The following is a 13,416-nucleotide window of genomic DNA, read 5'->3' as shown; positions in this document are numbered from 1 at the left end:
TGTACGCGACCCTTGCACAGGGCCGAACCAGTTGGTCTCCCGTAAGGATTCCGTATCTTGTGGGAGCAGCCATCACATGACGACCGATCCGTCTTCGTGAATGCGAATGTAAGGATCGTCCGCAAACGTCATGACGTGTTTGATGCGCGTGTACTCTTCGAGCGAGTAGATGGAGAGATCTTTGCCGTAGCCGGAGTCTTTGAAGCCGCCGTGGGGCATTTCGGGAACTGTGGGAAGATGGCAGTTGACCCAAACGCATCCCGAATCGAGCTCGCGAGTGTAGAAGCTTGCTGTTTTCAGGGAGTCTGTCCAAATGGATGCAGCGAGTCCGTACGCCGTTCCATTCGCCAGGGCGAGCGCCTCCTCGTCATCCCGGTATGACTGCACGGTCACCACAGGGCCGAAGACCTCGTCCTGAACGATCTCGTCGTCCTGGCGCACGTCGACGACGACCGTTGGCGGGAAGAAGAAGCCGGGCCTGTCCACCCTCTTGCCGCCGAGCAGAACTGTTGCGTGCGGTGGCAAGCGATCCAGGAAACCCTCGACACGTTCCAGGTGGGCTGCGTTGTTCAGGGGACCGTAGTAGACCTTGGGCTCGGATGGTGCACCTACGCGGAGGCGGGTCGCGACGTTGGTGAACATCTCTACGAACTCGTCGTAGCGCGAAGCGTGGACGATGAACCGTGTCGCCGCAGTACAGTCTTGCCCCGCGTTGAAATAGGCAGCCAGAACCATCGCAGGAACGTGCGACCCGAGGTCTGCGTCGGGCGCGACGATCGCCGGCGCCTTGCCGCCCAACTCGAGATGGACACGCGTGAGTTTGGCGCCGGCGCCCACCGCCACTTCTCGTCCGGCGCGTACCGATCCGGTGAGTGCGACCAGGCCGGGAACCGCGCTTTCGACGATGGCCTGGCCGGTCTCCCGGTCGCCTGTGACCACATTCAGGACGCCTGGACCCAAGACTTCAGCGGCGATCTCAGCCAGCAGGACCGCACTCGAGGGAGTTGTCTCCGCCGGTTTGAACACCGACGTGTTTCCGGCGGCGAGGGCCGGGCCGATCTTCCACGCGGCCATTATCAACGGGTAGTTCCACGGCCCGATCTGGCCGACCACCCCGATGGGCTCCCGGCGGATCACCGAGGTGTGGCCCGTCATGTATTCCCCAGATGCCCTGCCCTCGAGAGACCTCGCGGCGGCTGCGAAGTACCGTATGTCCTCGACGGCCGAACGAATTTCGTGGTCTCTTAGCCTGGTCCGCGGCTTACCTGTATCCACACACTCCGCGTCGATGAACTCATCCGCGCGTGCCGCGACCTGTGCCGCCAGGTGTTCAAGAAGTCGGTGCCGGTGCCCAGGGGTAGTGCGGTTCCACGTTTGAGCGGCAGCCAGACTGGATGCGAACGCTTCCTCGACATCCGCGGCGCGCGAGAGCGCGGCACGTCCGCAGACCTCACCGGTCGAGGGGTCGACCAGTTCGCTCCATTGACCTGCCCGTGCCGGGCGAGCCGTGCCGTCGATGACGTTCAGCAATTCGCGATTCACTTCGGCCTTGCCTTCCGCGGTGGCTTTGGGACTGTCTTTCAAGGGTGAGATCTCAACCCTCGTGGACGGGTCGCAGAGCCCGTCGTTCCCGATCGATCCGATCAAGGTCTCGGAGGACTTCGGCGCCGGCCTTCGCTCCCATCTCCAACGCGCCCTCGATCCAGCCCGGTGCGGAGATCGCGACATCGGAGCCGGCGAAATGGATCCGTCCTTCGGAGGTGCTCAAGTGCGAGTGGGACTTGCTGAGGCGACCTGCTCTGAAAGCCACGTAATGGCCGTTTCCTCCGTTCCACTCGTCTGCCACCCAGTTGTAGGCGTAGAAATCGACGAGCTCGGCATCCGGCAGGATCGCGCCGAGAAAGCGCTCAGCGCCCTTTCGGGTGTAGTCGAACGACGAAGGATCGTCCGGCACGTCAACGCACCAGCCGAGCATGATTTGGCCGTCGTCACCCAGATCGGTGACTGTCGAGAGTGCGTATCCGCCGTTGGTATCGGCTATGTCCGCTATCTTGTGCGGATAAGGTGGAGCGTTCCGCACCTGCATGAAGATTTTGGCTTCCCGTGAAGCGTGATTCTCTGCGCTTGCCTCGGTTTTGTGCTCGTTGAGTGACGGACTGAACTGGATGTCCTTCCAACAGGCGAGAGGGGCGGCGACGATCGCCAGCTCGGCGGAGAAGACGTGGCCGTCTCGGGATACGACCTCAACACCATCACCGACCTGGGAGATGGCTGCGACCGGGGTGTTGAGCCTCATGTCCGCTCGTGAATCCGCCGTCATCGCGTCGACGAGAAGTCCGGATCCACCGTCGATGGAGCTGGATGCTTCGTCCATAAAGGCAAGCGCGCTGTAGCCGGCGTCGGCAAACCGGAAGAGAACCAGGAGGGCGGACAGTTCTTCCGCGCGCATGCCTCCGCAGGCGCCGGCTATGTACGACATGTAGCCACGGGTGGCTGCCGGGAGCCTGAGCCGATCGAGATACTCCGAGAAAGGGATGTCCAGATCTTGGGCATTTTGCTGATCCAGCGGTATTCCGACCCGCAACCGGCGGCAGTCGGTCATGATCTGGAATGCGACCCGCTCCAGGTCGATCATCTCGCTGGTGGGAACGGGTACCGGGCCGGGAAGATGGTGTCCGGCGAGCAGTGTCGGATATGACTGCGGTGTGGGGCCGGAGCGGACCCCGATTCCGTATCGGTCCAGTTCGGCTTTCAAGTACAGCTGCCGGTCGGTGTTGACGTACTGTCCGCCGATCTCGACGTTCAGTTCGTGGCCGTCGAGCGTCACCTTGTCAGTCCAGGTGCGGCCGCCGAAGCGGTCACGTGCCTCCAGGAGCAAGACGGAACGCCCTCGCTCAGCGATATCGCGGGCCGCCGCCAGTCCTGCGAAACCTCCGCCGACCACGATGACATCGTATCGTTCGGATTCGTTTTTCATTCTCTGCTCCCTGCCTTCTGGATCTCGCATGTGTTCGGTTTCTATTCGACACCGTCGATAGCCGTGACATCGATGTCGTACGAGCTGCGCTTCCGGACAAGCAGGAAGACCCCGGTGAGAACGGCAGTGGCTCCGACGCAGATCCATGCTTGAGTCGCGTCGGCCGATGTGAAGCCCCGGCGTAGTCCGTTGATCTCGAACGCGACGAAGCCGATGACGGAGACGACGGCCGCCGCGGCGACTCCCCACTTCGACCGCCAATTGCGGGCGACTACCCGCACTGCGACAATCGCGACGACGATGTATGCGATGCCCCACGAATAGCCGATCGCGGCTGCCAGGTAGACGACCGCGTTCGACGGTATTCCGCCGACGAGGAGGGCTACACCGATCGGGACGATGAGCGAAAGAGCTCCCGCCACGATGGTCGCACGGCGTGGCGTACCATCGCGTTCGCTTCGCTTGCCCAGCGAACGAGGCAGAAGCCCGATATCACCCATTGTGGCGATCATGCGGGCGGCGAAATTCAGAAAGGCGATGGCCGCGGCGATCATGCTGGCGCTGATGAGCACGTCGATCGGTATTGCCATCCACGATACGCCGCCCTGCTTCGCCATGATTGAGGACGCGGTCTCGCCTGCGGCGAAGGCGTCGGTGTTCGCGATCGGCCACTGGAGAAACAGGCTGATCGCCAGCATCGGGGCGCCGAACAGAACTGTCGCGTACAGGATTCGGGGCATATTCTTTCGCGGCTCAGCGGTGTCCGCTGCCAGCGTCGCCAGTCCGTCGAATCCTATGAACGCCGACGACATGAAGACCATGCCGGCCAATGAGGTGCTCAGGCTGAAATGGGATACATCGAACAACGGTGCGATGTGGATGCCGTGATGCGCCGCGTACTGGATGAGCAGCCATGCGATGACCGGTATGCACGTCAGGCCGAGTATTGCCGAGACCCAGAAGGACGCGTCGAGGCCGAAGTAGCAGACGGTTGTCGTCGATACCGCGATAAGGGCCAGGATTGCGATCTGCCATCCGCCCTGGGTGGCGCTTTCGAATCCCATGTTGTACAGCACGCCCGTGACGAAGACGCTGGTGGCGGTGACGGTGGAGCCGATCATCGCGATGTATCCGGTGAACAGTCCGGCGGTTGCGACGAAGGATGAGACGTAACCGGTGTTCGTGGATGTATACGTGAGGATTCCGCCGGTACCGGCCTGTCGCGCGGCGAAGTACGCGACGACCTTCGCGAGGCAGATGAACAGGACGATGGTGGTCAGGAGCTCGAGTCCGGGCGCACCGGCCGCGTATGCCATGGAGTACGCGCCGAATACTCCCATGAAAGGCCCGTACTGCATTCCCACCACGCCTAGGGAAATCGCCCTCGCGGGCGACAGGGGTCGCGTTGTCGCCGGCGAATCGGCGGGGGGTACTACAACTGTCGTCTGTTGCCTCTCAGTGACCATGGCTGTCCTGACTTCTAGTCGGCCTCGATGGTTGAGCGGATTCTTGGGACTGTACCGTATGTACGGTCGAGTTGAAAGAGTCGACGTGCCGCGTGGGCGACAATGCTCGAACTGGATTGGAACCTCATGCTGTCGAACCGATTTGAACAAATGCGGACCGTAGCTCGCGCTGGCGAGCTGGACTCAGGTTGAGGGCGAGCGTTCCGACGTGCTGTCCTGAGCGGTGGTACGTGGCCAGTAGCCCGGAGCCGAGATGAGCGGTGTCGCCTTCCGTGACGACGACCTCATCGCCGAGCCCGGGTGAGCCGTAGCTTTGGAACCGGAGTCCGAACTGGTCGCTCCAGAACGACGGGATCGGGGCGAAGGGGACTACGTCAGGTGGCTCGTCCCGGAGAAGTGACAGCAGCGTTCCGGCAGCGCGTTTTGCGGTGTCTCCCGGGATCGACCAGTGCTCTACTCGTCGAGGGATGTCGTCGAACAACGGGTTGGGAAATCTGACGACGTCGCCGACCGCGACCGTTCGGGATGTCCCTGCGACGAGAAGGTCGTTTCCGGCCAGTACGCCGTCGCGGAGGTCGAGTGAGTTCCCCTGCAACCACTCGACGTTGCAGGCCGAGCCGATCGCCTCGACGACGAGGTCCGCGGGCAGCACTTCGCCGGTGCTCAGCGCGACGCCATCGATCCGGGCATCACCGGTGAAGCCCGCGACTTCACCCCCGGTGACGAATCGGACGCCGTGCCCTTCATGGTGGCGCTGGACGGCGTCGGCGACGATCTGCCCGAGCACTCGGACCATCGGCGGGCCGGCGGGTTCCACGATGGTCACGGTGTGACCGAGGCTGCTCAGCGTCGAGGCCACCTCGCAGCCGACAAAGCCGGCCCCGACCACCACGACATGCAGGTTTCTCGGCGGAGCGATCGCAGTGCGGATCCGGTGACAGTCTTCGACTGTGCGCAGCACATGGCGTCCGAGAGCGGGGCCGGGGACGTTCAGCCTCCGCGGCCGCAAGCCTGTGGCTATAACGAGTCCGTCATACGAAGCGTAATGGTCATCTTCGGTGATCAGCGTGCCAGAGGCCAGGTCTGCGCTGATCACGGGGTCGCCGAGCCGGAACGTGACGTCGCCCGTGCTCGCCCGCCGGCGAAGGAGCAAACGCTCGGCCAGCTCGGTAATGCTCTGGTGATCGCTGGAAGCCAGGGCTTCCTTGGCGAGTGGCGGCCGGTTGTAGGGCAGGTGCGCCTCTGCTCCGAATACCGTGATCGGACCGGAGTGTCCTGCGGACCGCAGCTGCTCAGTCGCCCGCAGGCCCGCCAAAGACCCGCCGACGACAGCGATCCGAGGCGGGCCGGCCATCAGTTCTCGACCAGAATCGCCTGCACCGGGCAAACATCCGCTGCCTCCTCGATGTCGTCGCGTACCTCCTCGGCGGGGGAGGTCTCGTACTCCAGACTGCCCTGGTCGTTGATGCGAAACACGTCGGGCGCGGCGATAGCGCACTGACCGTGGTCCTGGCATTTGGCCATATCGACGATGACGCGCATGGGGGGCTCCTGGTGATTCCGTTGGTCGGCGTGGCTGTCAGTCCGAGAGTGTGAAGCCGATGGGCAACCGGACAGGCCCGGTGTTTCCGGAGTCCGGCAGCCAGCTCTGGCCGGGCAGGATCCGGATGCCGCGCAGCCGGCGTGCGAGCAGCGTGAGCGCCTCGCTCATATCGGAACGGGCAACGAAGTGTCCAAGGCAGTGGTGCGCTCCGCCGCCGAATCCGAAGTGCGGCTGACGTTCCACGGTGATGTCGAAGCTGTTGTCGAAGGACCTCGGATCGGTGCCGGCGGCTTCCGTATAGAGGTGGATGGTGGTGCCCGCCAGCAGGTCCAATCCTTGAAAGGTGAAGTCCTCCAGGACCTCGCGGGTCACCCACCGAACTGTCGGGTTCACTCGCATGACCTCCTCGACCGCCCGGCTGCCAAGCTCGGGTCGCTCTCGGAGCAGGTCCCACTGGTCGAGGTGGCGGCTGAAGGTCTGCATCGCCAGGCCGAGCTGGCGGTGTGTGGTGTCGTACCCGCCAAGGATGAGCATCACCATGGCATCGCGGAGCTCGATGTCGCTGAGCCGTCCGTCCTCGGGAAGTGTCGCGTTGGTCAGCGCGCTCACGAAGTCCGCGCGTGGCTGGGCGCGCCGATCGGCGATCACGGCGTCGGCGTAGGCGTAGAGATTGCTCAGCGCACTCTCGATCTTGGGCATGTCGTTTCGCATGGAGACACCCAGTGCCAGAGCCAAAGTATTCGACTCCCGCACGATGACGGGATATTCGTCCTCCGGGAGCCCGAGCATGATCGCGAGAACTCGCGCCGCGTACGGCTCGGCGAACTCCGAGAGGAACTCGCAGCTCTCGCCGTGCTGGAAGCCTTCGACCAGCTCGGCGGCCAGGTTCTGAAAGCGGGGCGCCAAGGGGGCGATGACCTTGGACGAGAAAGCGGGGTTCATCAGGCGGCGCAGACGGTTGTGGTCGGCACCCTCCTTGTGCAGGATCCAACTGGCCCACCAACGAGCGAACGGGCCTTCCGTGACGCCGTTCAGTGCCGGCCACGCACCGCTTCCCTGGCGGAGATTGCGGTGCTTGAGCAGGTGACCCACCTCGTCGTAGCGGAGGACGGCGAACCCGTAGGGGGTGGTGGCGTACCAGCTGCGTTCCCGTGCGTCGTGGACCTCGGTGGAGGTGATCGAGAAGGACGGGTCGGTCACGTTGAGCGCGGGGACCGCGTCGGGCGCGAGGGCCGATTCCAGTGACATGAGCACGCTCTCTGAGTTGAGGAGCAGGAACGCTAAACACTCTAGAAGTAGATGCTACGGTTTTTCAACCGGACGATGGCCGGCGGTGTTCGGCAGAGTCGTCGCCGGTCGGCGCCTCTGCAGGCGGGTAAGGGCTGCGGGGGATCGACGACGTGTCCTTCACCTGGGAACCTGCGAGTCGGGTGCGAGCCGGGCACGCTGCCTGGAGTCGCCCGGCAGGAGAGGTGAGCGAACTTCGAAAGGTAGGGGCGAACCTGTCCCAGTGCTCCAAGGGCCCTCGACGCCCTCGTGGTGAACGGAAGCGGTTCGGGCGCGCGAACCGGTCGCCTTGTCAGATTGCCTGGCGTGGTGGCCGCGGGCCGAAAGCCAGAACGGCCAGGTGAACGGTATCGAGCGTGCGGCGCGCGTTCGCAGGAGGTGGCGCGACCTCCTCCGGCCGGCAGGAACCCGATCGGCGCCGCGTGGTCGCGCAATGTCTGGAACTGGCCCGGGCCAGTGCTATGCGGTAACTTATAGCCTCTAATGGTAGCGAAATCACAGTCGCCTGGATCGGAAGATCATGCCGACCAACGAGACCTGCTTTTCTCCCCGTTCGTCGACGGCAGTCTGGTGCAACAGACGCAGCGGCGCTTGACGGAGGCGATCGTCGCCGGCCTGCTACAGGTCGGGGAACGGCTACCGCCTGAAACCGAGTTGGCGGAGTTGTTGGGGATCGCGCCGATGACGTTGCGTACGGCCCTGGGAGCGCTGCGTCGGGCGGGTTACCTGGAGACTCGTCGTGGGCGTACCGGTGGGACGTTCATCGCACGCATGTCTTCACCGCCTGCTCGGTACGAATCGGAATCGGATACCTCGGCCGAGTTGAACGCCGAGTACGTCCAGGACTTGTTCGACTACCGGCGCGCCATCGCGGCGCATGCCGCCGCGCTTGCCGCCGAGCGGGCCGGCAATGAACAAGTGGTGGCCCTCGAGCAACTGGTGATGGCGGTCGAGTCGTGCACCAGCTATGCCGAGTGCGTCCGGCTGGATGCCCAGCTTCACATCAACACGGCTGCCGCGTCCGGGTCCAAGCGCTTGTGGAAGGAGCAGGCCGTGCTGGAGATGGAGTCGAACTTCGCGACGCTGGCCATCGCCGAGCCCGCACAGGAGCAAGAGGTCATCAGGCTGATCGTCGCCGATCAACGGGAGATAGTCCGCGCTATCCGCGCGCGTGAGCCGCAGCATGCGCGAGCAGCCGTGGCGTCGCACCTCGATCGAGGGTGTGTGGCTCTGCTGGCGATGATCGGACGAGTCAGAAACCGGCCCACTGTCGGCTGACGTGCCGCGCCCGTTGTCGAAGGAGCACCACTGATGCCTGATGCCCACCACGTTCAGGACTTGATCACCGACGTACGCGCGTCGGTCGTTCGCGACGTCGTCTACTCGCCCATCGGTGGCGAGGCGTTGGCTCACCAGGTTGTCCGGCGCATCGCCGAAGGGATCGGGGTGGGGATCCTCCAGCCCGGAGACCGGCTTCCTCCGGAGGCGCGGCTCGCGTCCTGGTTGGGGGTATCGGTCACGGTTGTTCGTGAGGCGCTGTCCATCCTTCGGGAGACCGGCTATGTGGAGACAGTGCGTGGCGCCGGGGGAGGCACAAGGGTGCGTCAGCGCCCGGCCGCTCCCACGGACGACGAGGCTCGGACGTTTTTGGCGACCTTCACGCCGGAGCATGTTTCCGATTTCGCCGACCTGCGCGTCGCGATCAGTGGGGAAGCGGCGGCGCTGGCAGCCAGGCGTGCCCGTGCCGACCGTCTGGCCCAGGTCAGTCAGCTCGCCACCCAGATGAAGAACGCCGCGGACTTCGCGACCTATCGAGAGATCGACGCGCGGTTCCACATCGCCATCTCTGCGAGCTCTGGTTCGGCTCGGCTGGCGACTGCCGAGGTCAGGCTGCAGGTGGAACTCGGCGAGATGCTGAACGCCGTTCACAGGCTCACGCCGGACATGGAGATCGCGGCGATGATCCACACGTCGGATCGTGACCACGAGAAGATCGTGCGCGCGCTGCAAGCGCGAGACCCCGAGCGCAGTCGAAGCGCGGTCGCGGCGCACGTCATCGGGATACGTGACCTCTTCATCGCGGTGGCACCGCGTCGAGACCAGATCCAGGGTTGACCGGCCCGATCCCCGATAATACAGTAACCTATAATTCCATAGTTCAACGGATGGAAACGCGAAGGCTAACCCGGGTCGCGTATGCCGCCGTCGAACGTCGCGGGTAGAGAGCCCGTAGGGCTGCGGTCGACGCCCGTGAGCATGACGCTGCGAATGGCCAGGCCGGTGTGTGCCTGAATGAACACCTTGTCTGTCTTGAAGGGGCAGGTCTATTCGGCACCGGCCGATCGACGGTTCTCCATCTGTACGTGAGCGTGCGGATGGATGCCAGGGCCCGGCCAGCCCGTGTCGAGGACGAGGTTCCATGCCTTCGCCGGCAGGTCCAGCGGCCGGCGCGTCGGTACCCCTAGCCCCGATCGTCCGTGGAGCATCCAGTCGAAACGTCGGAGGAAGCATGCCCGTGAGTGATCTCGAAGAACAGCTCAACCAGCAGGGCCGCTCGGCGAAGGTCGAGGAGGTCGCCAAGGAGATCGAGCGCCTGGGCGTGAAATACCTCTATTTCCATATTGTTTCGATCACCGGACGTGTTCTCGGGAAGGTGGTGCCGGCGGCACATTTCCGGCGCATCGCCGAGGACGGCACGCGCATGCACCCGGCGGCTATCGCCGACGTGAGCGCGACCCGCGCGGGTCGGCTGATCGGAGCGGATCCCGATTCGGCGGAGATGGTGGTGATGCCCGACTTGACGAGTTTCCGGGTCCTGCCGTGGGATCCGGAGTACGGCCGCTTCTTCTGTTTCGCCTACGAGAGCTCGCTCAGCGATCGTCCGGGAGCCGCGCTCGAGCAGGATCCGCGCGGAAACCTGAAACGGCAGGTCGAGACCTTCCAGCGGGACCTCGGTCTGGAGCCGATGAGTGGCTGCGAGCCGGAGATGAGCTGGTTCCGTCCAGGTGACGAGACCGGTGGGCTCAAGGTGGACGCGTGGGCGCCGGGCTATCACATCGGCCACCTGGAGGAGATGCGCGAGGTCGTCAAACGTGTGATGGGCTACGCGCAGGCGATGGGCTTGGACATGATCCAAGGGGACTACGAGGACTTCGCCCAGCTGGAGCTGAACTTCGCGTTCGGGAACTTCTTCGACACCGCCGACCGGCTCACCACCTACCGGCAGGTGTGCGCACAGGTCGCGCGTGAAACGGGCTTCATCGCGTCCTTCATGCCGAAGCCGATCGCGGGACGGTGGGCCAACGGCTGTCATCACAACCTGAGCCTGTGGCGGGACGGCAAGAACGCGTTCGCCGATGAGGCGAAAAAGGGAATCCACCTGAACGAGCTGGGCAAACAGGCGCTGGCCGGACTGCTCGAGCACGACAGGGGCATGACCGCGGTCCTGGCGTCGACCGCGAACTCCTATGCGCGTCTGTGGGACGTCGGGGCGTTCGCCCCATCGACGAGCAGTTGGGGGTACGACAACAAGACGTGCAGCGTTCGCGTCACCGGCGGTCCCCGCCTCGAACACAAAACGGCTGACGCCAGCGTCAATCCCTATCTGTCGCACGCTGTGATCCTGCACGCGATGCGAGACGGCATCGAGCGCAAGCTCGACCCCGGGGCGCCTCAGCAGGTGAACGTCTACGAAGGCACCGACGGCGAGGCCCGGCTTCTTCCCAAGACCCTCGCGGACGCGCTCGATCTCCTGAGCCAGGACAAGGTCGTGCGCGAGGCGCTGCCCGGGAAGCTGTACGAGATCTTCGATGCCTGCAAGCGCAACGAGTGGGAGCTCATGATGGCCGCGGTCACGGACTGGCACCGGGAGATGTACCTCAATGCGATCCCGTAGACCGCTCTTCGACGGCGTCATCAGCCGAGGATGGAGGTGAGCGCTGTGTCGTACGCCGATGTCGGTGGGGTGAATGTCTCGACGTGGCACTACATCGATGGTGCCAGGGTGCCGAGCCCCGACTCGTTTCCGGTGCTCTCGCCGATCGATCAGCGTGAGATAGCCCAGGTGGCCAGCGGAACCGCTGCGGAGGTCAGCTTGGCGGTCAGCGCCGCCGAGGCGGCGTTCGACGATTGGGCCGCGCTGGGTGCCCGGGGCCGTGCGGAGTATCTGTATCGCCTGGCGGACCTGATAGACGCCAACGTGGAGTCGCTCGCCATCGTGGAGTGCGAGGACGCGGGGATGATGCTTCGGCCGCTCCGCGCCTACGTGGCCGCATTCGGCGCTGTGAACTTCAGGGCGTTCGCGGACATGGCGCTCGCTCAGACCGAAACCGGTTGGAGCTACAACGGAAGCAAGGTCCGTGTGCAGCGAATGCCGGCCGGCCCGGTCGGCATCATCACGTCCTGGAACGCCCCGATCGTCATCTCGACCTGGAAGCTGGCGCCGGCCCTGGCCGCCGGGTGCACCGTCGTTCTCAAGCCGTCCGAGTGGGCGCCGCTCACCTGCTCGATGATCGCGGATCTGGCTGGTGAGGCCGGGATTCCAGCCGGTGTCCTCAATGTGGTTCAGGGGCTCGGGCGGGAGGTCGGTGAGGCCCTGGCCGCCGACGAGCGCCTCACGCGGCTCTCGTTCACCGGATCCTCCCGGACCGGCCGGGCGGTCGGCCAGACAGCTGCCAACAACATGGTCCCCTGCACCATCGAAGCAGGCGGTAAAAGCCCGCTGGTCGTGTTCGCGGACGCCGATTTGGACGCGGCGGCCAAGACGGCTGCGTTCCAGTACGACGACGCCGGCCAGATGTGCATCGCGGGCAGCCGATTGCTGGTTGAGGAAAGCGTCGCCGCGGAGTTCCTGACATTGCTCGGCAAACACACCGACGCACACGTGGTCGGCAACCCCCGCGATCCCGAGACGACGGTGCCGCCGCTCATCCACCCGGATCATCTGGCGCGGGTGTCCGGCTTTGTCGAGCGCGCCGTCGCCCAGGGGGACACGTTGCTTCGAGGCGGGCGAAGCCTCGGGGGTCTGCTCTACGAGCCGACACTGATCAAACCGCGCTCGAACGACGCCGAGATCGTGCAGGAGGAGGTCTTCGGGCCGGTCCTGACCATCCAGACGTTCAGCGACGAGGACGAGGCCGTCAGGTTGGCCAACTCCACCAGATACGGGTTGGCCGGCATGGTGTTCACGCGCTCGGCGGATCGCGCCGAGCGGGTGGGCCGTGCGATCCGCTCCGGAATCGTCTGGGTGAACGCGTTCAATCTACGAGACGCGAGCGCGCCCTTCGGGGGCCGTGGAATGTCGGGCGTGGGCCGCGAGGGCGGCCAGTACGCGCTGGATTTCTACTCCGATCTGAAGGCGCTCTACATCAAGGAGGACACGACATATGAGGACTGAGTCACGTTTCGCCGACAGCTCAGCGCTTCGCTTGCTGCAGGTCGACTGTCCCGATGCGTTGCCTATTCGGGCCCGGAACGACCAAGGGGGCCTCGACGGCTACGAACCCGCCGTGGCCACGCTCGTGGGCGAAGTGCTCGGGAGAGAGGTCGTGTGGGTCGACTGCCGGTGGGATGAGCTGCACTCGAGCCTGGAGGCCGGTAACGGCGACGCGATCTGGATCGCCCAGGCGATCACCGAAGAGCGGCAGAAGATCGTCGACTTCAGCCGGCCCTACGGTGCGTTCGGCGAGTGTGTTCTGGCGCGCGCCGGATCCGGCATCACGAGTCCCGCCGACCTTGCCGGCCGCCGGATCGCGGCTCTCGGGAACAGCACCAACCTCGCGGTCGCCGAGACATTCGCCGATGTGGAGATCGTGGTGTTCGACGGCAGCAGGTCCATGGACGTGTTCGCCGACCTGCTCGCCGCCGTGCGCACCGGCGAGGTCGACGCGATGGTCGACGATGACGTGGTCTGCTTTCCGGTCGTCGAGAACGACCCGGCGTTGGAACTGGCCTTCCTCGTACCGACCCGTCACGAGTGGGCGGCGTCGGTCTCCAAGCGCCGCCCGGACGTACGCGAGGCCATCGATCACGCGATCGCGACCATCTCCGCGGACGGGCGACTGCGTTCGACCTGGGAGCGGTGGATCCCGACGCTGCCGTATCCGTTCGAGGAAAAGACGGCGGCGTGAGAAGAGTCGAGAGGC

11 protein-coding genes are annotated in these 13,416 nt (G+C 64.7%); 5 read left to right on the top strand and 6 right to left on the bottom strand.

Features of this window, described 5'->3' with window-relative positions; translation table 11 throughout:
* Positions 1-72: 72 nt before the first annotated feature.
* From GWK61_RS00270 to GWK61_RS00250, 6 genes are all read right to left on the bottom strand, one after another.
* Positions 73-1,584, bottom strand: coding sequence for an aldehyde dehydrogenase family protein (locus GWK61_RS00270; RefSeq protein WP_228561510.1), 1,512 nt, complete (start codon positions 1,582-1,584; stop codon positions 73-75).
* A 10-nt stretch (positions 1,585-1,594) separates the two neighbouring features.
* On the bottom strand, positions 1,595-2,977 hold the full coding sequence (locus GWK61_RS55795) for a flavin monoamine oxidase family protein (RefSeq protein WP_228561509.1): 1,383 nt from the start codon (positions 2,975-2,977) through the stop codon (positions 1,595-1,597).
* Positions 2,978-3,018: 41 nt separating this feature from the next.
* Positions 3,019-4,341, bottom strand: a complete 1,323-nt coding sequence (locus GWK61_RS00265) for an APC family permease (RefSeq protein ID WP_194903639.1) — start codon at positions 4,339-4,341, stop codon at positions 3,019-3,021.
* A gap of 226 nt (positions 4,342-4,567) precedes the next feature.
* Positions 4,568-5,797, bottom strand: coding sequence for an FAD-dependent oxidoreductase (locus GWK61_RS00260; protein WP_194903638.1), 1,230 nt, complete (start codon positions 5,795-5,797; stop codon positions 4,568-4,570).
* Positions 5,797-5,985 (bottom strand): ferredoxin, encoded by a 189-nt coding sequence (locus tag GWK61_RS00255; protein ID WP_194903636.1) that lies wholly within the window; start codon positions 5,983-5,985, stop codon positions 5,797-5,799. The genes GWK61_RS00260 and GWK61_RS00255 overlap by 1 nt, the downstream gene beginning before the upstream one ends.
* 37 nt (positions 5,986-6,022) lie before the next feature.
* Complete coding sequence (locus tag GWK61_RS00250; protein ID WP_194903634.1) at positions 6,023-7,234, bottom strand: cytochrome P450; 1,212 nt, start codon at positions 7,232-7,234, stop codon at positions 6,023-6,025.
* Between the two features lie 522 nt (positions 7,235-7,756).
* Between GWK61_RS00250 and GWK61_RS00245 the strand changes: the two genes are divergently transcribed.
* The 5 genes from GWK61_RS00245 to GWK61_RS00225 all read left to right on the top strand — a co-directional run bounded on the left by GWK61_RS00245 (position 7,757) and on the right by GWK61_RS00225 (position 13,401).
* Positions 7,757-8,551 (top strand): FadR/GntR family transcriptional regulator, encoded by a 795-nt coding sequence (locus GWK61_RS00245; protein WP_228561508.1) that lies wholly within the window; start codon positions 7,757-7,759, stop codon positions 8,549-8,551.
* A 33-nt stretch (positions 8,552-8,584) separates the two neighbouring features.
* On the top strand, positions 8,585-9,388 hold the full coding sequence (locus tag GWK61_RS00240; protein WP_194903631.1) for a FadR/GntR family transcriptional regulator: 804 nt from the start codon (positions 8,585-8,587) through the stop codon (positions 9,386-9,388).
* A 304-nt stretch (positions 9,389-9,692) separates the two neighbouring features.
* Positions 9,693-11,168 (top strand): glutamine synthetase family protein, encoded by a 1,476-nt coding sequence (locus GWK61_RS00235; RefSeq protein ID WP_194903630.1) that lies wholly within the window; start codon positions 9,693-9,695, stop codon positions 11,166-11,168.
* 36 nt (positions 11,169-11,204) lie between these two features.
* Positions 11,205-12,668, top strand: coding sequence for an aldehyde dehydrogenase family protein (locus GWK61_RS00230; RefSeq protein WP_323747349.1), 1,464 nt, complete (start codon positions 11,205-11,207; stop codon positions 12,666-12,668).
* On the top strand, positions 12,658-13,401 hold the full coding sequence (locus tag GWK61_RS00225) for a substrate-binding periplasmic protein (protein ID WP_194903625.1): 744 nt from the start codon (positions 12,658-12,660) through the stop codon (positions 13,399-13,401). The genes GWK61_RS00230 and GWK61_RS00225 overlap by 11 nt, the downstream gene beginning before the upstream one ends.
* The last annotated feature ends 15 nt before the right edge of the window (positions 13,402-13,416 follow it).

Origin of the sequence: Catenulispora rubra (assembly GCF_015356825.1) — a bacterium.
Classification (GTDB): Bacteria; Actinomycetota; Actinomycetes; order Streptomycetales; family Catenulisporaceae; genus Catenulispora; species Catenulispora rubra.
This window is presented reverse-complemented; position numbering and strand designations above follow the sequence as displayed.

Excerpts from the sequence above, each read along its gene's own strand:
- GWK61_RS55795 (WP_228561509.1), bottom strand. The coding sequence starts at position 2,977 with ATGAAAAACGAATCCGAACGATACGATGTCATCGTGGTCGGCGGAGGT.
- GWK61_RS00260 (WP_194903638.1), bottom strand. The coding sequence starts at position 5,797 with ATGGCCGGCCCGCCTCGGATCGCTGTCGTCGGCGGGTCTTTGGCGGGC.
- GWK61_RS00255 (WP_194903636.1), bottom strand. The coding sequence starts at position 5,985 with ATGCGCGTCATCGTCGATATGGCCAAATGCCAGGACCACGGTCAGTGC.
- GWK61_RS00250 (WP_194903634.1), bottom strand. The coding sequence starts at position 7,234 with ATGTCACTGGAATCGGCCCTCGCGCCCGACGCGGTCCCCGCGCTCAAC.
- GWK61_RS00245 (WP_228561508.1), top strand. The coding sequence starts at position 7,757 with ATGGTAGCGAAATCACAGTCGCCTGGATCGGAAGATCATGCCGACCAA.
- GWK61_RS00240 (WP_194903631.1), top strand. The coding sequence starts at position 8,585 with ATGCCTGATGCCCACCACGTTCAGGACTTGATCACCGACGTACGCGCG.
- GWK61_RS00235 (WP_194903630.1), top strand. The coding sequence starts at position 9,693 with ATGCCTTCGCCGGCAGGTCCAGCGGCCGGCGCGTCGGTACCCCTAGCC.
- GWK61_RS00225 (WP_194903625.1), top strand. The coding sequence starts at position 12,658 with ATGAGGACTGAGTCACGTTTCGCCGACAGCTCAGCGCTTCGCTTGCTG.